Source organism: Bartonella sp. AA9NXGY, from assembly GCF_042196845.1.
In the GTDB taxonomy this organism is placed as follows: Bacteria; Pseudomonadota; Alphaproteobacteria; order Rhizobiales; family Rhizobiaceae; genus Bartonella.
Genome location: NZ_JBHIRB010000004.1, coordinates 1 through 17,964, shown reverse-complemented (window position 1 = coordinate 17,964; position 17,964 = coordinate 1). Strand labels below are relative to the sequence as shown.

15 protein-coding genes, 1 tRNA gene and 3 pseudogenes are annotated in these 17,964 nt (G+C 39.1%); 10 read left to right on the top strand and 9 right to left on the bottom strand.

Going from position 1 to position 17,964, the window contains the following annotated elements; all coding sequences use genetic code 11:
* Nucleotides 1-481: 481 nt before the first annotated feature.
* The 4 genes and pseudogenes from ACFIM6_RS03075 to groES all read right to left on the bottom strand — a co-directional run bounded on the left by ACFIM6_RS03075 (nt 482) and on the right by groES (nt 3,024).
* Nucleotides 482-619: a hypothetical protein gene (locus ACFIM6_RS03075; protein ID WP_375611699.1), complete on the bottom strand. Its 138-nt coding sequence runs from the start codon at nt 617-619 to the stop codon at nt 482-484.
* 128 nt (nt 620-747) lie between these two features.
* Nucleotides 748-953, bottom strand: a pseudogene (gene groEL / locus ACFIM6_RS03070) (chaperonin GroEL); the annotation flags it as partial.
* A 72-nt stretch (nt 954-1,025) separates the two neighbouring features.
* The gene (gene groL / locus ACFIM6_RS03065; protein WP_375606493.1) at nt 1,026-2,669 is read right to left on the bottom strand and encodes a chaperonin GroEL; all 1,644 of its coding nucleotides are present in this window, start codon (nt 2,667-2,669) and stop codon (nt 1,026-1,028) included.
* A gap of 58 nt (nt 2,670-2,727) precedes the next feature.
* On the bottom strand, nt 2,728-3,024 hold the full coding sequence (groES, locus tag ACFIM6_RS03060; protein WP_005774667.1) for a co-chaperone GroES: 297 nt from the start codon (nt 3,022-3,024) through the stop codon (nt 2,728-2,730).
* 227 nt (nt 3,025-3,251) lie between these two features.
* Here groES and fumC point away from each other — a divergent pair, with 227 nt between their 5' ends.
* The 4 genes and pseudogenes from fumC to ACFIM6_RS03040 all read left to right on the top strand — a co-directional run bounded on the left by fumC (nt 3,252) and on the right by ACFIM6_RS03040 (nt 7,368).
* A complete protein-coding gene (fumC, locus tag ACFIM6_RS03055; RefSeq protein WP_375611602.1) occupies nt 3,252-4,640 on the top strand; it encodes a class II fumarate hydratase in 1,389 nt (462 codons plus the stop codon).
* Between the two features lie 132 nt (nt 4,641-4,772).
* A complete protein-coding gene (locus ACFIM6_RS03050; protein ID WP_375611601.1) occupies nt 4,773-4,964 on the top strand; it encodes a hypothetical protein in 192 nt (63 codons plus the stop codon).
* A 671-nt stretch (nt 4,965-5,635) separates the two neighbouring features.
* Nucleotides 5,636-5,855, top strand: a pseudogene (locus ACFIM6_RS03045) (lyase family protein); the annotation flags it as partial.
* Nucleotides 5,856-6,480: 625 nt separating this feature from the next.
* Entirely contained in the window at nt 6,481-7,368 is an 888-nt protein-coding gene (locus tag ACFIM6_RS03040) for an outer membrane protein (RefSeq protein WP_375611600.1), read from the top strand.
* A 701-nt stretch (nt 7,369-8,069) separates the two neighbouring features.
* Here ACFIM6_RS03040 and ACFIM6_RS03035 read toward each other — a convergent pair.
* Complete coding sequence (locus ACFIM6_RS03035; protein ID WP_375611599.1) at nt 8,070-8,243, bottom strand: hypothetical protein; 174 nt, start codon at nt 8,241-8,243, stop codon at nt 8,070-8,072.
* A gap of 724 nt (nt 8,244-8,967) precedes the next feature.
* Nucleotides 8,968-9,052: transfer RNA gene (locus ACFIM6_RS03030), tRNA-Leu, on the bottom strand.
* A gap of 221 nt (nt 9,053-9,273) precedes the next feature.
* On the opposite strand from ACFIM6_RS03030, the gene ACFIM6_RS03025 reads away from it, so the two are divergent.
* The 3 genes from ACFIM6_RS03025 (at nt 9,274) to ACFIM6_RS03015 (ending at nt 11,287) form a co-directional block, all read left to right on the top strand.
* Nucleotides 9,274-9,879, top strand: coding sequence for a YqaA family protein (locus ACFIM6_RS03025; RefSeq protein ID WP_273790911.1), 606 nt, complete (start codon nt 9,274-9,276; stop codon nt 9,877-9,879).
* A gap of 12 nt (nt 9,880-9,891) precedes the next feature.
* Nucleotides 9,892-10,464, top strand: coding sequence for a disulfide bond formation protein B (locus ACFIM6_RS03020; RefSeq protein ID WP_375611598.1), 573 nt, complete (start codon nt 9,892-9,894; stop codon nt 10,462-10,464).
* A gap of 298 nt (nt 10,465-10,762) precedes the next feature.
* Nucleotides 10,763-11,287, top strand: a complete 525-nt coding sequence (locus ACFIM6_RS03015) for a type II toxin-antitoxin system PemK/MazF family toxin (RefSeq protein WP_375611597.1) — start codon at nt 10,763-10,765, stop codon at nt 11,285-11,287.
* A 1,514-nt stretch (nt 11,288-12,801) separates the two neighbouring features.
* Here the strand turns inward: ACFIM6_RS03015 and ACFIM6_RS03010 are convergent.
* Both ACFIM6_RS03010 and ACFIM6_RS03005 read right to left on the bottom strand, forming a co-directional pair.
* Entirely contained in the window at nt 12,802-13,179 is a 378-nt protein-coding gene (locus ACFIM6_RS03010; protein ID WP_375611596.1) for a hypothetical protein, read from the bottom strand.
* On the bottom strand, nt 13,148-13,498 hold the full coding sequence (locus tag ACFIM6_RS03005) for a hypothetical protein (protein WP_375611595.1): 351 nt from the start codon (nt 13,496-13,498) through the stop codon (nt 13,148-13,150). Before ACFIM6_RS03005 ends, ACFIM6_RS03010 begins: the two co-directional genes overlap by 32 nt.
* 1,071 nt (nt 13,499-14,569) lie before the next feature.
* On the opposite strand from ACFIM6_RS03005, the gene ACFIM6_RS03000 reads away from it, so the two are divergent.
* The 3 genes and pseudogenes from ACFIM6_RS03000 to dut (ACFIM6_RS02990) all read left to right on the top strand — a co-directional run bounded on the left by ACFIM6_RS03000 (nt 14,570) and on the right by dut (ACFIM6_RS02990) (nt 16,818).
* Nucleotides 14,570-15,379: a VIT1/CCC1 transporter family protein gene (locus ACFIM6_RS03000; protein WP_375611594.1), complete on the top strand. Its 810-nt coding sequence runs from the start codon at nt 14,570-14,572 to the stop codon at nt 15,377-15,379.
* Between the two features lie 259 nt (nt 15,380-15,638).
* Nucleotides 15,639-16,169: a dUTP diphosphatase gene (dut, locus tag ACFIM6_RS02995; RefSeq protein WP_375611593.1), complete on the top strand. Its 531-nt coding sequence runs from the start codon at nt 15,639-15,641 to the stop codon at nt 16,167-16,169.
* Nucleotides 16,170-16,247: 78 nt separating this feature from the next.
* Nucleotides 16,248-16,818: pseudogene (gene dut / locus ACFIM6_RS02990) on the top strand (dUTP diphosphatase).
* A 674-nt stretch (nt 16,819-17,492) separates the two neighbouring features.
* Here dut (ACFIM6_RS02990) and ACFIM6_RS02985 read toward each other — a convergent pair.
* The gene (locus tag ACFIM6_RS02985) at nt 17,493-17,885 is read right to left on the bottom strand and encodes a helix-turn-helix domain-containing protein (RefSeq protein ID WP_375611592.1); all 393 of its coding nucleotides are present in this window, start codon (nt 17,883-17,885) and stop codon (nt 17,493-17,495) included.
* Between the last annotated feature and the right edge of the window lie 79 nt (nt 17,886-17,964).

The following is a 17,964-nucleotide window of genomic DNA, read 5'->3' as shown; positions in this document are numbered from 1 at the left end:
CATCATGCTCTTTTCAACTCTGTCTTTCCAACGCTCAATAGGTACTAACTCTTAACTACTGACTCTTCTTAACTACTGACTTTTAATGATTGCGTTGGTTCATAAAAACCGTAGTGACCTCTCACCTTATGAAGCACAAACCCAAGATTTTTTAACGGTGCAGGCATAAATCTGAAATGAAAAAACAGAACTGTATTAGGAATAACTGACTATAAATCAAAGAATTGTATTTTTATTAGCAAAATATTTTCAAAGGAAACCACGATCCCCGCACAATAGAAACATTTCATAAAAACAAGAGAAAAAGCTATGGATTAAGAGTGAGATTCATTCACAATGACGGTAGATCAACCAGTGGAGAATAGAACAATCCTATAAGATAAAGGAACTGTCATAAAAGGAAAAACTGTATGAAACGTGAAAAAGCATAAAAAAACGGGCACAGAAGACCCGTTTCTTTATTACGTCTAGGAATAAGAGCTTAGAAATCCATTCCACCCATTCCGCCAGCAGGCATCGGAGGCATTGGTGTATCTTTCTTTGGAACTTCAGCAACCATTGCTTCTGTTGTGATCAGAAGGCTCGCAATTGAAGCCGCATTCTGAAGAGCAGAACGCAAAAACTTTCACGGGATCAACAATTCTTGAAAGCAATCAAATCACCAAATTCACCGATTGGAAAACATGAAAAAGCATAAAAAAACGGGCACAGAAGGCCCGTTTCTTTATTACGTCTAGGAATAAGAGCTTAGAAATCCATTCCGCCCATTCCACCCATTCCGCCAGCAGGCATCGGAGGCATTGGTGTATCTTTCTTTGGAACTTCAGCAACCATTGCTTCTGTTGTGATCAGAAGGCTCGCAATTGAAGCCGCATTCTGAAGAGCAGAACGCAAAAACTTTCACAGGATCAACAATTCTTGAAAGCAATCAAATCACCGAATTCACCGGTTGAAAAACATGAAAAAGCATAAAAAAAAACGGGCACAGAAGGCCCGTTTCTTTATTACTTCTATGGAATAAGAGCTTAGAAATCCATTCCGCCCATTCCACCCATTCCACCAGCAGGCATCGGAGGCATTGGTGTATCTTTCTTTGGAACTTCAGCAACCATTGCTTCTGTTGTGATCAGAAGGCTCGCAATTGAAGCCGCATTCTGAAGAGCAGAGCGCACAACTTTCACAGGATCAACAATTCCCAAAGCAATCAAATCACCGAATTCACCAGTTGCGGTATTGTAACCATAAGTGTCAGCATTATTTTCCAGCACTTTGCCCACAATAATAGCGGCTTCTTCACCAGCATTGCTTGCAATCTGGCGCGCTGGTGCTTGTAGAGCACGACGAACGATACTAATACCAGCTTCTTGGTCAGGATTACTTCCCTTAACGGTCAACGCATTTGCTGCACGCAACAATGCGGTACCACCACCAGCAACAATACCTTCTTCAACAGCAGCACGTGTTGCATTCAAAGCATCATCAACACGGTCTTTCTTTTCTTTCACTTCAACTTCTGTTGCACCACCCACACGGATAACAGCAACACCACCAGCGAGTTTAGCAAGTCTTTCTTGCAATTTTTCACGGTCATAGTCAGAAGTTGTTTCTTCAATCTGAGCCTTGATTTGATTGACGCGAGCAGTAATTTCAGCCTTTTGTCCAGCACCATCAATAATGGTGGTGTTTTCTTTAGAAATATTCACTTTCTTTGCACGTCCAAGCATATCCAAAGTGACATTTTCAAGTTTAATGCCCACATCTTCAGAAATAACCTGTCCGGATGTCAAGATAGCGATATCCTCTAACATTGCTTTACGACGGTCACCAAATCCAGGAGCTTTTACAGCAGCAATTTTCAAACCACCACGCAATTTGTTGACAACGAGCGTTGCCAAAGCTTCACCTTCCACATCTTCAGCGATAATGAGAAGTGGTTTTCCAGACTGAACAACAGCTTCAAGCACAGGAAGAAGAGATTGCAAATTAGACAATTTCTTTTCGTGAATGAGAATGTAAGGATCATCAAGATCAGCGACCATTTTCTCAGCATTTGTGACAAAATAAGGGGAAAGATACCCACGGTCAAATTGCATTCCTTCAACGACTTCTAATTCCGTTTCAGCGGTTTTAGCTTCTTCCACGGTAATGACGCCTTCATTGCCCACTTTTTCCATAGCATCAGCGATCATTTTACCGATTTCAGCAGCGCCATTAGCGGAAATTGTTCCCACCTGTGCAATTTCTGCTGAAGTTTGAATTTTTTTTGCTTTTTTGAAGAGGTTTGCCACCACTTCTTCAACAGCAGCATCAATCCCACGTTTAAGATCCATTGGGTTCATGCCCGCAGCAACAGCTTTAACACCTTCTTGCACAATAGCTTGTCCTAAAACAGTTGCTGTTGTTGTTCCATCACCAGCGATATCATTGGTTTTAGAAGCAACTTCGCGCAACATTTGTGCACCCATATTTTCGAACTTATCTTCCAGTTCGATTTCCTTTGCAACGGATACACCATCTTTTGTGATACGAGGCGCACCGAATGATTTATCAATCACCACATTGCGACCTTTAGGGCCGAGTGTCACCTTAACAGCATTAGCAAGGATGTCGACACCGCGCAACAAACGCTCACGCGCTTCACGGCCAAATTTGACTTCTTTAGCAGCCATTTAATTTCTCCTTGGAGTTTTCTCAAAATAGTACACAATGAAAAACTAAGTGCTTCAATTAGCCCATAATTCCCATAATGTCAGATTCTTTCATGATGAGGAGGTCTTCCCCATTAATCTTGACTTCAGTTCCAGACCATTTTCCAAACAAAATACGGTCTCCTGTTTTGACTTCTAAAGGCACGCGCTTTCCGTTATCATCGAGAGCGCCATTGCCAACAGCAATCACTTCGCCTTCTTGGGGTTTTTCTTTTGCTGTATCAGGGATGATAATCCCACCAGCCGTTTTATTTTCAGATTCAACCCGACGGACAACGACACGGTCGTGAAGTGGGCGGAATTGTATATTAGCCATGTTTTAAATCCTTAAAACTGAACATAATTGAATTAATCTTAAAAGTTCTTGCTAGCACTCTCAAATTACGAGTGCTAGCATGTGTTAGATATAAAATCGGCATCTCTCAATGTCAAGAATAGCCATAAAAATAATTTCTCTAAATGAAGCTTCAAAGTCTTGCCTCTTATTGCACTTTCGCGTTATCTATCTTTTTTGAGAACCCGTGAACAAAAAAGGATCTTATCATGGTTGAAACACGTCAGGAAACGGATAGCTTTGGAACGATTTCGGTACGTCAAGATCGTTATTGGGGCGCACAAACTGAACGTTCTCTGCATAATTTTAATATTGGCAGTGAAAAGCAGCCTCTTGCCATCATCTATGCCTTAGTCCTTGTCAAAAAAGCAGCAGCGATTGTAAATATGGGCAAAGGAAAACTACCAGAAAATATTGGAAAAGCAATTATTGCCGCCGCTGATGAAGTGCTTGCTGGCGATTTTGATACGCATTTTCCACTGTCCGTCTGGCAAACAGGTTCTGGCACACAAAGCAATATGAATGTCAATGAAGTCATTGCTAATCGTGCTAGTAAGATTTTGGGAGGAAAACTTGGAAGCAAAAAACCAGTTCATCCCAATGACCATGTCAACATGAGCCAATCATCGAACGATTCCTTTCCCACGGCGCTTCACATTGCCACCACGTTGCAAACACGCCAACACTTACTGCCAATCCTTGAAGCTCTTATTGCGACATTAAAACAAAAAGAGCAAGAATTTGCAGATATCATTAAAATCGGCCGCACCCATACGCAAGATGCAACCCCTTTAACCTTAGGGCAAGAATTTTCAGGCTATCGTGCCGCATTAGAAGCCAATTTTCAGCGTATTGAAAATGCTCTAACCGATGTCCAAATGCTTGCTCAAGGTGGTACGGCTGTTGGCACAGGGCTGAATGCGCCAAAAGGTTTTGACGTTGCTTTTGCGCAAACAGTGAGCACTCTCACAGAAATAACGTTCCAAACTGCCAGCAATAAATTTGAAGCACTTGCCCATCATGGTGCCCTTGCGCATTTCCACGGGAGCTTGAATGCTCTCGCTGCTGATCTGTTTAAAATTGCCAATGACATTCGGTTTTTAGGCTCTGGTCCACGTTCCGGTTTAGGGGAACTCAGTCTTCCTGAAAATGAACCAGGATCTTCTATTATGCCCGGCAAAGTCAACCCCACGCAATGTGAAGCCTTAACCATGGTCGCATGCCAAGTCTTTGGTAATCACACCAGCGTAACCTTTGCCGCAAGCCAAGGACATTTTGAACTCAACGTTTATAAACCTGTTATTGGCTATAACGTTTTACAATCAATTACCCTTCTTGGTGATTGCATGCGTTCTTTTGATATGCATTGCATTCAAGGATTACGAGCTAATCGTGTTCATATTCACTCACTCATGGAGCGCTCACTCATGTTAGTCACAGCTCTTGCACCAGAAATTGGCTATGAAAAAGCTGCTGAAATTGCCAAAGCAGCGCATAAAAATGATACAACTTTGCGCACCGAAGCATTAAAAGCAGGTGTTTTTGTAGAGGATTATGACCGATTAGTTGATCCTAAAAAGATGATTGCTCCCCAATAAACAACCCACTAAAAAAGATGCAAACATCTTAAACAAATCTTTCTGTCAAAAGATCGGGGTGTAAACACCCCGATGATGACCGATAACAATTACCCACAGCGTTCATTTTAGGCTCTGATCCGCATTTATGCTATGGGTGGTTTTGTTGCTTATATTGTACTTAAAAGGCACAACGGTTTTGCAAAGGCATGGATAGTCATAGCTCAACACCCAATGGCTATACTGGCAGAAAGTGATTTAAATGGATATGACCTTAAGGTGTTTTTCATTCTAGCTTCGCGTTTTGATTTTGAAAATCTATTAGCTATCAACCAAACAGAATGAGCTCAAAAAAATCGGTATTAATAGACATAATTTCAATCGAAGTATAAAAAGATTAATGAATTCATCGTAGTTACGCTTTACAATGTTATCATTATTGATAACATTGGGTAGATAACTCTTATCTCAATGAGATAATGTGTTTATTTATAATGATAATCTAGCGTTATCCATATTGAATGAGAATCCTAAAGACCGTAAGATTTTCTCATTTTAAATCGGTCCCATGTTGCATCAATCAAAATCACTGACTTGCACATCACAAACGCAATGAATATGTGAATAGAAATTGTATCCGATAAGAACTACAAACGCCTCTAATGAACCACCTCAAGTGCCAAGGACTGTCACAACGGACAAAGGGGCCTCCTGTCACAACATTGTGGAGAGGACTGTCACAACACCCCACGAACTGGCAAATATAGTAATGGTACCGGCGTGCTCCTTTATGAAGCGTAAAAGAGATGCTCAATAGATTTATTATTATACCATTCACAATCGCTGTCATGAAATGGGTTTAGGAACATTGCGAAATGTCTCTTTTATGAAGCGTGAAGATGGGAGTGCTCAATAGATTTATTATTATATCATTCACAATCGCTGTCATGAAATGGGTTTAGGAACATTGAAAAATGTCTCTTTTATGAAGCGTGAAGATGGGGGTGCTCAATAGAGGAACAGCTGTTGGAACAAAATTCAATGCACCGAAAGGTTTTGACCTTTGCTGAAACAATCAGCTCTCTAACGGGGATATCCTTGACAGCTCGCAAGAAATTGGAGGCATTTGCCCATTATGGCGCCCTCACCCATTTCCACAAAAACCTGAATGCACGCGCTAATCTCTTTAAAATAGCCAACGACATTCAGTTTTTAGGCTCTCATCCACGTTCCGGCTTTAAGCGAACGGAACGGAGAGTTTATCCGTTTTACATGGCGCATAAGAAACCTCATGAGACTTGAGATTCTCGCACTTTACTCCTTCTGATTCTTCGTATTCCATTCAATCAATCAAAACTATTCGCTTAGATTATTATAAGCAAAAGTGGCATATAGATAAAAAAGAAATAAAGTCGCCCATCCCCTCAAGTGCTCAAAAGGCTATCGCAATACAAAGCTATGCAATATCAAAAACGAGCAACGAATATGACGGTGCCAATATGCATTTTTACGATAAATTGAATATTTAAGCACATTGGTGTCAATCATAATGGATAATACACTTAATAACAAAAAGTGTTTTAATGTATATAAAGTAATATTTTTTTAACAAATAGAAAGCTTGTTTACTATACTATAATTTTTTCTAAAACACAGAGAACACTGAAAGAGTATATAAAAATACTGAAAAATCAATATAAACGCGGGATAATAGCATGAAAACAAGTTTCAAGAACGCTTAAATATGGATAATTATAGAGTTTTTGAATGTTTTAGTTTTCATAATGATATTAAATATAGATTTTTTTAACCAATTCGTATATAATGCGATTTGTATCTGAAATAAATTGGGGACGTTTTTATGAAAACAAAATGTTTAGTTGCACTATCTATTTTCACCTTCATTACCGCTTCAACAGCGCAAGCAGCAGATACAGTAATCTTTAAGCAATCAGAACCGAAGGTTTCATTGCAAGATGTTTCGTCATCACGTATTTCACCGGTTACTGTTTCTGCGCCTTTTTCTTGGTCTGGTTTTTATTTTGGAGGACAAATTGGATATTTTTCCAATAAAAATACTCTAAATTATGCACAAGAAGCCAGGGACGGAAAGTGGGCTTGGGTTGATAGAGATTTATCACCGAAACTATCAGGATTGAGAGCAGGTTTGTATGCAGGTTCTAATATTGATCTGGGAGATCTTGTTTTCAGTTTTGATACCGATATGGTCTGGTCTGGGAGGAAAAGCACCCAAACAGACAATGGAAAGAAAATTCTAGATGAATCAAACTCCATTAACATTGCCTTTAAAAAAGCTGGGATTCCTATCATAAAACCTGCAGCTCAGGGTGAAACGATATCCAACTATGGTGACATTGTTGTTAGCAGTGTAACATTGAAAGAAACGTGGTCTGGTGCCACGCGCGCGCGCATAGGTTTTGCTTCCCATCGTCTTATGCCTTATATTGCAGGGGGTATAGCCTATAGACAGATGCAATATATCATGTCACTTTTATCAAAATCGCAAGAAGATTCGACAATTTTTGCTTCTGGCAATGTGTTAGATGAGACAAAAACAATGTTTGGTTACACTGTTGGTGGTGGTTTTGATCTTGCAATGACAGATAATATCATTATGCGGACAGAATATCGTTATTCAGATTTTTTTAAAAAGAAATTTGCAAACGATAACCTTAAAATCTCTTCTCAAACGCATGATGTTCGCTTTGGTATCGCTTATAAATTCTAAGTTTTTTAGAAAAGTTGAACGATTAAAAAACCCTGTTAAAAACGGGGTTTTTTAATGCCCCTTTCCCCCTAAAAAGACGTAGATTCTAAAAACCTGTACTAAACTTTAAACAAATAGTCACGAAACAATAAAGCCTCTCCCTCTCTTAAAGCAAATTTCTATCCTCTCAGCCTTTCATGTAATGCCTTTGGAATATAAAAGCTTTACCATCATACCACTGGGCGCCATCGTAAAATAAATGAGAGCCGTTATTTAAGAGATATTTCTTTAAAATAAATATGGATATTGTGCATCAATTGCAGTTTTATAAGATGATGTTGACTTGGCCTCCCCGCTCTTAAAGGATAAAGATTCTAAACACCCATTTTTAAACACCCATTCTTAAACACCATGTCCGTTTATAAAAGCACAAAAACCCTTGGAGACTCTTGGGGGATATTGGGGGATATTGGGCGGGCTTCTTTGGGCTCCTCCTCATGGAATGCCCTTAAATCTCAAGCAAGACAAACACTGAAGAATATCCAACACACACCGAAAAAAATACTGTAACGTTTCAAGGAAGTATGCCCTATATGACCACACTTCAAACGACAGTATTTTACCGCTATTGTATGCCAGAGTGGAGAGAGGATATTGCGGTTCTCTGTTTATGTAATTTCTATAACGGGGAGACAGCTTCATTTAGGGAGCACATGAAGTTGTCAAGGTAAAAACCAATTTCTAATCTTACCATTTCCCTCTGCTTTACGACTTTCAAAAGCCTCTAAAGCAAAATCTTTTAAGCCTCTCATGCTCCTGCCTTTTAAAGAGTGGAGATTACGCACTACCCCATGTTTTTGTTGCTCACATATCTTTTTGGCGATCACGCCCCTCATGTCATACGACAACGCTTCAAACCAAACACACTCAAATTCAAGACACTTTGGTTGCCAATTCACATGCGTGTTTTAAAGAAACAGCTCTAAAAACCCTCAAGCCCATTTTGCGAAAGCACCTACAAGAATATAAAATCTATAAAGCCTCTAAAGCACTATTTTTTAAGCCTCTAAAGCTCCTGTCTTTTAAAGAGTGGGGATTACGCACTACCCCATGTTTTTGTTGCTCACATATCTTTTTGGCGATCACGCCCCTCATGTCATACGACAACGCTTCAAACCAAACACACTCAAATTCAAGACACTTGGATTGCCAATTCACATGCGTGTTTTAAAGAAACAGCTCTCAAAACCCTCAAGCCCATTTTACGACAGCACCTACAAGAATATAAAATCTATAGAGCACCATCTCTACACTTCATAAAAGTGCAAGCTGGCACCATCCATCATACACTTTACCTCCAATGATGCCCTTGAAACGGCATAAGAGGCATTTTTATTCATTTTTTGTAAAATTTCACTCCACGCGAGAGCTCATCTAGCTTGTAACGTACGAGCGACATGATTTTGGTTGATTTACTATAAGCAGACTTGAAATGAGAGAATCCTACGGTATTCGAGGTTTTTCATTCAACATGCAAAACATTGAACACGGTCTATAAATCCCATGTTTTATAAACCAAAGTGATGCGCCATAACAGGATAAAGGGAAATATTTATGAAGTGGTGCGGGTGGTCGGACTCGAACCGACACTCCTCTCGGAACCAGATTTTGAGTCTGGCGCGTCTACCAGTTCCACCACACCCGCACACTGCTATAAAAGACAGGACTATAAAAGACAGACTTGTCGATTATTCCTTTGCACTATATGAAGAAGAACAGATTCGTCAACAGAAGACTTCTCATTTTTTAAGAATTCATATCATTTTCTTATCTATTTTATGAAATACTTTCTTTATTGGATTTCTCTACCGGATTTATAGCAATCTCATTTGTAAAGTCTTTACCTCTTAAACTTATAAAAGCCTCATGATATTAAACAAATTAAAGCTTTGGACGATTTCTTTAGCAAATCGGCGTACAGCACCACACTGGCTTGGTTTCATTGCCTTTATTGAAAGTTCTGTTTTTCCAATTCCCATAGATGTTTTATATATTCCGATGCTTCTTATCCATCAAAAACGGGTTTATCGCTATGCTTTGATTGCGACAATCTGTTCTGTATTAGGAGGCATTGCCGGTTGGTTTATCGGACATTTTGCCTATGATACCCTTGCCAAACCCATTTTAGAAATTTATGGTAAGGTTGAAAGTTTTGAATCTCTGAAAAATAGTGCAACCCTGCAGTTTCTCATCATTTTACTGATAACATCAGGTTTTTTTCATCTTCCCCCCATCAAGATTGTCACAATTTTGGCCGGTGTTATGAGTGTACGTCTTGAACTTTTCATGCTTATTTGTATTTTTTCTAGAGGCGCTCGTTTTTATCTTCTCGCGTGGCTGATTAAACATTTTGGACAAAAAGCAATGAATTTTCTAGTACAGCATTTCAAATGGATTGTTCTCATTGGTTGTGTTAGCCTCCTTTTAATTTATGGGATTTTCATAGCTTTTTTAAACAGGAAGCTTTTATAAGGAACAGACTTAATGGCATGCGTTTTGTCTTCTCACCCACTTTTACACAAACACCTTCATCTTGAACCCAGCAGAAAAGAACAAAGTTTATGGGCTTTTTTTCTCGCTTTTTGCTTGTCTGCCACAATAGGTATTGCCCTTGGTTTTGAATATTTCGGAGGATATCTTCCTTGCGATTTATGTCTCATAGAGCGTTTTCCTTATTATGGAGCCATACCATTTTTGCTCTTAGCAGGTTTTGGAGCATGTTTTTTTCGCATAACTGCTTGGATACAACTTTTATTTTTTTGTGTTTTTGTCTTAATGTGCATCAGCCTTGTTTTAGCCGTTTATCATGCGGGTGTTGAATATGGCTTTTGGGAAGCTCCCCTCAGCTGTGGTTTAAGCGCAGTCAGAAAAACCTCAGACATTAACCAGCTGCTTAACCAATTAAATAGCATTCATCCCCCTTCTTGTTCTGAAGCATCCGCACGCTTTCTTTTTCTCTCATTTGCCGGTTGGAATGTCGTCTCAAGCCTATTTTTCTCCCTTATAAGCCTCTATATTACTTCAAAAGGGCTCCTTTCAATCCATAAAAAACTCTAACCATAAAATAGAAACGAAACCGCGTACACTCGTTCTCTCCAATCGCTTCCCCTCTAACCAACCAACCCTCCAGTCACCAATCCCCACCCAAAACCACCCACCGCCAAACCAACCCACCAACACCAACGAGTCACCAACATCCCTCCTCTAGCGTTGTACTCAAAAGACAAAAATAAGCAGAGACATCCATTTTATGGTTTCACCTCTCTGTACTTATAAGCAACATTTTGATAAAAACTCGTGATAGAAAAGCCGTAAAATAATAAGTGAGGGGACCAATAAATATAAATGGTCTGCTATGGCTGAAGATAAGAACACAGAGCCTTCTACCCTATCACCTATTTCCTTAGATATAACCAAACTTGAAGAACCATGTGTTATGATGGAACATGATCATAATGCATGGCGTGAGCATATAAAAGAAAGAGATTTAAATGCGCCTTACCAAAAACCACCTCATATAAAACCACGAATCAAATCGGCACCACGCATCAGACAAGTTTTTTGGTGTGATTTTCCTCATGATTCGATACTCCCTGAATTTTGGAAAAAGCGGCCTGTTTTAGTGCTTTCTAAGAATGCAAAATTATATGGAAATGTGACAGTTTTACCTTTTTCAACGAAATCACAACCCAATAATCCCGCTGCGTATCCAATACAATCTCCTATAGAGAATAAAAAAGCATGGATTATCTGCAATTATGTCACAACAGTTTCTGTAAGTCGTTTAAGTTGCTCACGTACCGTTCCAAGATTATCCTGCGAAGATTTTCATAAAGTTGTAGCTCTGATGCTCAAATATTTACCGCATTTACACTATTGACTTTTGAGAAAAATAAGTGTACCTATATCAGCATACACGGCATCAGTAATGGTGGCCGCTTCCCCGCAAGGGGAGATAGGAACGAAGGAGTGGGAAACCGCTCCTTTCGTCATTTTTGGTATTTTTTTGAAAACTGCCATTTTTTGCAACCTTCCCTAGAACATATCCAACATTCATTCTCCACCGTTGTTGTTTTGAAATATTTGCGATTTGGGATAAGCAGAAGACAATATCCACACCTTGGATCCGGTAAAGTTTCCCATGGAGATTACCGAGATATTGTACATACTTATCATTTCATTGCACAAAAAATCGTGCTGCCGTTGCTTAAACTTTATATGATTTTCCGCAATGGGAATATCTTTCCAAGATTGAAAAAAAGCTTCGCTTTATATGACCACACCTCAAACGATCGTATTTGACGAGATAACAAAGAAAATTCTCTAATAAACCAGAAATCAACACCCAACCGATTTCTATCTCTTCACCAAAAACAATTGTTTATTGCCCTAACCACATTATTTCACCGGTCACATGACCTAACATAGCTTTTGCAGATAGATTTTCTTCCCTCTTCTCCGAAAAACGATATATGTTAAGCTATTTTGGGATTTACTGCTAAATTGCGTATGCTTGCACTTTGAATACCTTTCTCTCACCATATAAAAGGTAGATAAAAAAATAATTTCGTTTATCAGCTTTATTTTAAAGACACACCTATTTTTACAAGATACGTTTTCCTTTCTATCAGCCCTATCGCGTTTAATACACTTGTCGTTTCTAAACATGAACAACCAAGCATCACAATGGAGCAATAGACACCCATCACTTTCATGGGCACTTGCATTGACAAGAGATAAACAAGAGCATTGATCACCACACACGGAGCAAAAGTCTATAGCGACTACGCCATAGACTTTCGCCACGCAAGGGTTATTCTTAAAGCATATTTATGATGAGATAATCATTTATGACATCCTTTTTGTTACGCCAAAGAACGGGTTTTGCTAACGAGTTTTACTATTGTGCAAATTTTTCAAGAGAAATCCTCATTCGCTCATAGATGACAAGATTTCTTTATGGAGAGCGCACATGACGCTCAGCTTTGACCTTTTCCATAACAAGGGTAAGTTCAAACTTTAACCAACACGACAATACACCTACTCTAAACGATTTATGTACCACCTCATCCGCAACACATTGCCAAATATCCGTACATTTCCTCGAAAAATTTTCACACTTTTACGCATAGTAAAAAAAAGATTAACTTTAATCATGTTGCACTCCATTTTAATTGATTTGGATTTTAAAATGCCCAAAAAAATCAAACAAAAATAGAGAGGTAAGTTACGAAAACTACAGGGTAAATTTTACTGCCCCAAAATGTCTATTTTTCCCCATCTGAACAGTCATTGGAACATTATAAAAATTATTTTTATTGAAAAACAATTACTTATAATCTAGGGAAGAAAAGTAAAAATCTCCCCCAGAAAAAGAGATTACCTTCAAAATTATCAAAAAAAGCAGCACAATTTTAGTGATCTTTTTATTTTTTTTTCTTTTGATAAAAGAGAGCTGGCAGGTGTCTTAGGAGCCCCTCCGGTAGGTTCCCAATTCGCAACAGCCGCTAATTCCTCAATGAGCTTCTCTCTTGGTAAATTATTATCATCCACCAACTTGTACTGAACGGCATGTTCACTAAGCCACTTTATAAGCGTTCCTTTAACAGTTTTACCACCCTCAGCCTCACTCACCGCTTCCCATGCCGCAACAATAGCAGCAAGCTTTGGAGCATAACGTGGATGCGTTGGATCTTGAAACGCATAATATTTCTGATCCTTAGTCTCAGCAGAATCATCCTCAGGAAAAAAAAAACGCAGGACGTAGACCACGCGACGAAAGCCATTCTTTTAAATCATCAACGAGAACATATGAGGAATATGTCTCTATATAATTAGAAAAACTCGACCATTCTATCTTTAATTGATCGTCTTTTCCTGCCTGAACTATGGCATTATAAGCTCCTCGGAAACAAGCAGTTTTCTCTGATGATACGGAAAGGTTATCTTCGTAAATATCACTCTTTTCTGGTTCCATTTCATCGTGAAACAAACACTTTCCTGGATTTAATCCAACTATTAAAAGCGCTGCCTGCGGTATTGTTAGTTTGTGCAAACCCAAAAACCATTCTAAACTATCATCAATGTCCATAGAGTTCCTCTTTTTTCTGCACAATTTCGCTCTTTTTTAAAAACATCAAAAACGTTTGTTAACGCGTAGAGATTATGCACTTCTCACATTTCAATTCATCCCATACTTTAAATAAAAACACAGCACCCACACTCCTCCTTGTGATACACAAGAAAATGATTTGAATTGATTTAAGATAAGAAGTTTTGAAGTGAGAGAATTTTACTGAATTTTGGGCTTTCATACAAGATATCAGGCAAGTTACAAGGCGACAAATGCCCCTTCATAAAGCATAAATTTTTATGCGTGATCAAACAATTTGATATGATAATATCTCTTTCATTTATGCACTCCCACCTTTATCTGTCCCCGCAATTACAGCACAAAAGATAATTCGTTACACGCTAACAAATCCACCTAAATGCAAAAGCTGTAACAACGCTAAAATGCGCGTAAATATCATAAGAATACTGTCTTACACCTCCACAAGCAGAATGAGTGGCGTAAAACTGTACAATAAAATGTCATGCCTATAATGAACAGTGCTAAAGACTGTCGTAACACTGGGAGCTAAGGTGTATGATGATGCCGGCTTGCTTTTTTATGAAGCGTAAAGATTAAGAAGACTCAATGGAGTTTATATTATTTCATGGAAATTTTGCCGCTCTACCCTTCTATACTCTTCACGAGGCCCCCTCGCGAAATGGGCTTTTATCCCTTGAATAAAGATCTCCTTTAAAAGAATCATTTCAAATTCTAAGAGCTGTTACAGTCTTTTGAACGCATAAAATGAATGATGATGCTAGCTTATTCCTTTCCTATATTCTCGAGCATCAATACATTGAAATGCTCCATTCAAACGCCCCTTTAGCAAAATAAAGCACATTGTCTCTTAAATTTTTTCACGTAATCATTTCTTTCATGCGCCCCTGTCGTCTCCATTTGATAAATCTCCTTGTACTTTCTCAACATCCCAGCACCTTTTTTCTCAGTGCAACCTTTTTGCAATTTTTCAGTTTTGAACTTTTAGATTGACTTTCGGTTTATTTTTCTTATGTTTTAGAATTATTCTAAAGTGCAGAGGAACAGAAAATGTTGAGATCGTTTTTTTCATTTGTACAACGTAAAGCTCTGTCCTTTCGTTCAGCACAAAACGTGATACTTAAAGCGCTCAAATTAAAAGAGCAACATGCGGCGCTCTATTTAAAATATGCAAAAGCTCTAGAACCTTATTCCTCTAAGGAAGCCGCGGTTTTTACCGCCATGGGGCTTCAAGAGCTTAAAAATTATAAGCAACTTTTGTGCCTTTCTTGCCATAATCGTGCAAACACTATCGGTTCATTATGTGACAAAACTTCTCTTGTGAAAGGCAAGAACCGCCATCCCTCCCAAAAAACAACAGCGGCAAATCACACCATAAAAAAACCTTCGAAAACGCAAAGACAAACACTTTTGACTTGGATTCAACCAGGTCTAGCAGGGTTAATGGATGGCTCTGTTTCCACCCTTGCCCCCATTTTTGCCGCAGCTTTTGCCACGGGAGACACGCATCAAACTTTTTTGATAGGGCTCTCAGCTTCAATTGGTGCAGGACTTTCGATGGGTTTCACAGAAGCAGCCCATGATGACGGCAAATTATCAGGACGTGGTTCGCCATTAAAAAGAGGCCTTGCCAGCGGCATTATGACCACATTAGGAGGACTAGGTCATACTCTTCCCTATTTGATCAACTCTTTTTATGTAGCGACAATTATTGCTTTTATCATTGTTTTTTTTGAACTAGGCGCCATCGTCTGGATTCAGAACAAATTCATGTCCACTCCCTTTTGGCGCGCCTCTTTACAGGTTATCATTGGGGGAGCTCTGGTTTTTGCCACGGGTATTCTTATCGGTAGTATCTAAAAAATCTTATCTGTAACCACAATTTAGATCTCAAATAAGCGCATGCCCCTAGGCATAAGCCATCCTTGATGATGCCATTATTGAAAAATGCCATTGATAATGTTAGGTGGTGTTGTGGAATATTTTAGGTCAGTAAGAGATGATAAGCAAGCTCTGGGGACAACCTATATCCACACACCTTTATCGACTTGGTTTTATAGATATCTTTTGTTAAAGTATCATTTTCTTCTAGACCTCATATTTTGGAAATGCCTCGATCATGTCGCACACTGAAACAAACGCCTCTCTAAACAACCATCCTGTCTCTTCTCAATCTTCACATGCCCAGACTTTATTTGTTCAGCGTCTTGCACACGGACAAGGTTTAGAACTTCCTTGCTACGCGACAGCGGGTTCTGCGGGTCTTGATCTACGCGCCGCCATTGGAGAAGAAGAAACGCTTGTTCTTAGCCCTGGGCAGCGTGCTCTTATTCCAACAGGTCTCATTTTTCATTTATCCCTTGGGTTTGAAGCACAAATACGTCCACGCTCTGGCTTAGCCTTAAAACACGGCATCACATGCCTCAACACTCCAGGAACGATTGATAGTGACTACCGTGGTGAAGTCAAAGTTCTTCTTATCAATTTAGGCCAAGAAGACTTTTCAATCCAACGGGGCATGCGCATTGCCCAAACAGTCATCGCCCCTGTATCCCAAGTTAATGTTTGCGCCATTGAACCAGAGCAAAATACCCAAAGCCATAACGAGAGCCGTGGAACAGGAGGTTTTGGTTCAACGGGACACACTTAAGAGGCTCTGAAAAATCGCTACTCTCAAAATAACACATACCCAACTACTCTTTCACTGGAAATTCTTTGGGCTTTTAAAGTGCAGAGGGAATGCGCATTTGCTTTCAAAGTTTTTTCACTAAACGCACCTCTAAACAAGTATCCTTACTCTTCTCCAGTCTCTTCTCAACCTTCACATGCCCAGACTTTATCTGTTCAGCATCCCACACTTGGGACAAGAAAGCTTCCTCACTATACAACGGCTGGTTCTGCTGGCCTTGATCTACGCGCCGCCATTGGAGAAGAAGAAACGCTCACTCTTGCACCTGGGGAGCGTGCTCTTATTCCAACAGGTCTCATTTTTCATTTATCCCTTGGGTTTGAAGCACGCATCCGTCCACGCTCTGGCTTAGCCTTAAAACACGGGCATTACATGCCTCAACACTCCAAGAACGATTGAGTGTGACTATCCGGAAGTGAAGTCAAACTCCTTCTTATCAATTTAGGCCAAGAAGACTTTTCCATTTAAACGGGGCATGCGCGCCATTGCCCAAACAGTCATCGCCCCTGTATCCCAAGTTAATGTTTGCGCCATTGAACCAGAGCAAAATACCCAAAGCCATAACGAGAGCCGTGGAACAGGAGGTTTTGGTTCAACGGGACACACTTAAGAAGCTCTGAAAAATCGCTACTCTCAAAATAACACATACCCAACCACTCTTTCACTGGAAATTCTTTGAGCTTTTAAAGTGCAGAAGGAGTGCGCATTTGCTTTCAAAGTTTTTTCACTAAACGCACCTCTAAACAAGCATCTCTCAATTACGTCTCGTGCACTATACAAAACTTCATTATCACCAGATACCCCTCCCCCATAACAAAAACATTGGCACTAACCATTGAGCGTTCACACACTGCTTGTAATGTCGACAATCTATACATCATATTGATTTATAATAATAATGAATTGTCTTTCAACTTAAATGAGAAATCTCAATACTGTAAGATTGTTTTATGGCAAGCCTATTTATATTAAATCAATCAAAAGCATGTTTCTCACATTCCAAACGTGGCTAGCATACAGATAAAAACTGAAAAAATGCCTACAATGAATACGTATATTAACACTGTCTTGGAAAAAAATATAAATACGATAATGGTGCTCGCTTGCTCTTTTGTTAAGCGTAAAGATGGTGATGTTTGATAGGTTTTTTGATTATTTTACGGGGGCTTTACCGTTATACCATTTATGGATAACATGTAAGTTTTATGTAAAAATAACTTGCTGTATTTATACAGCTTTTTTACTGTGAGGGACGCGTAAATAAAAGTTAGGGAATAGGATTTTCTAACATTTGTCTACAACAGTAGCATTTTCTTTTCTTTGCGCTTCGCTAATCATCTCTAATAATGTTTTGAATGCTTCTAAATCCTCTTGTGAAAAATCTTTTAAAGTTCTAAAAAACATGCCAACAGTTTTACGCCTCAACGGATCAGAAGTCTTGATTGTAAAACTTTTGCGACAAGCATCCGATTCTCTTCTCAAAATTTCTGCTACCTCTTGATCTAAAGCATAGAGTTCAATTATCTTTTCCTCCAGTCCTACAGGAACAGATTTTTTGCCAATTTCTACAGCAGATAAAAATGATACAGATATGTCTAATTTCTTAGCCATATCTAAGAGGCGTTCTGAGTGATCAATGCGAAGTTTCCGTAAAATTTTACCAAAAGATGTAACCATATAAAAAGTCCTATTAGAGAAGAAATATTTTCTTCTGATTCTAACAAATCTTTTTATGATTTTCTTCAATTATTGCGAA

Coding starts and splice junctions, on each gene's coding strand:
- fumC (WP_375611602.1), top strand. CDS start 3,252: ATGGTTGAAACACGTCAGGAAACGGATAGCTTTGGAACGATTTCGGTA.
- ACFIM6_RS03015 (WP_375611597.1), top strand. CDS start 10,763: ATGGCTGAAGATAAGAACACAGAGCCTTCTACCCTATCACCTATTTCC.
- ACFIM6_RS03020 (WP_375611598.1), top strand. CDS start 9,892: ATGGCATGCGTTTTGTCTTCTCACCCACTTTTACACAAACACCTTCAT.
- ACFIM6_RS03000 (WP_375611594.1), top strand. CDS start 14,570: ATGTTGAGATCGTTTTTTTCATTTGTACAACGTAAAGCTCTGTCCTTT.
- dut (WP_375611593.1), top strand. CDS start 15,639: ATGTCGCACACTGAAACAAACGCCTCTCTAAACAACCATCCTGTCTCT.
- ACFIM6_RS02985 (WP_375611592.1), bottom strand. CDS start 17,885: ATGGTTACATCTTTTGGTAAAATTTTACGGAAACTTCGCATTGATCAC.
- ACFIM6_RS03035 (WP_375611599.1), bottom strand. CDS start 8,243: ATGAGGGGCGTGATCGCCAAAAAGATATGTGAGCAACAAAAACATGGG.
- ACFIM6_RS03005 (WP_375611595.1), bottom strand. CDS start 13,498: ATGGACATTGATGATAGTTTAGAATGGTTTTTGGGTTTGCACAAACTA.
- ACFIM6_RS03050 (WP_375611601.1), top strand. CDS start 4,773: ATGGGTGGTTTTGTTGCTTATATTGTACTTAAAAGGCACAACGGTTTT.
- ACFIM6_RS03040 (WP_375611600.1), top strand. CDS start 6,481: ATGAAAACAAAATGTTTAGTTGCACTATCTATTTTCACCTTCATTACC.
- groL (WP_375606493.1), bottom strand. CDS start 2,669: ATGGCTGCTAAAGAAGTCAAATTTGGCCGTGAAGCGCGTGAGCGTTTG.
- groES (WP_005774667.1), bottom strand. CDS start 3,024: ATGGCTAATATACAATTCCGCCCACTTCACGACCGTGTCGTTGTCCGT.
- ACFIM6_RS03025 (WP_273790911.1), top strand. CDS start 9,274: ATGATATTAAACAAATTAAAGCTTTGGACGATTTCTTTAGCAAATCGG.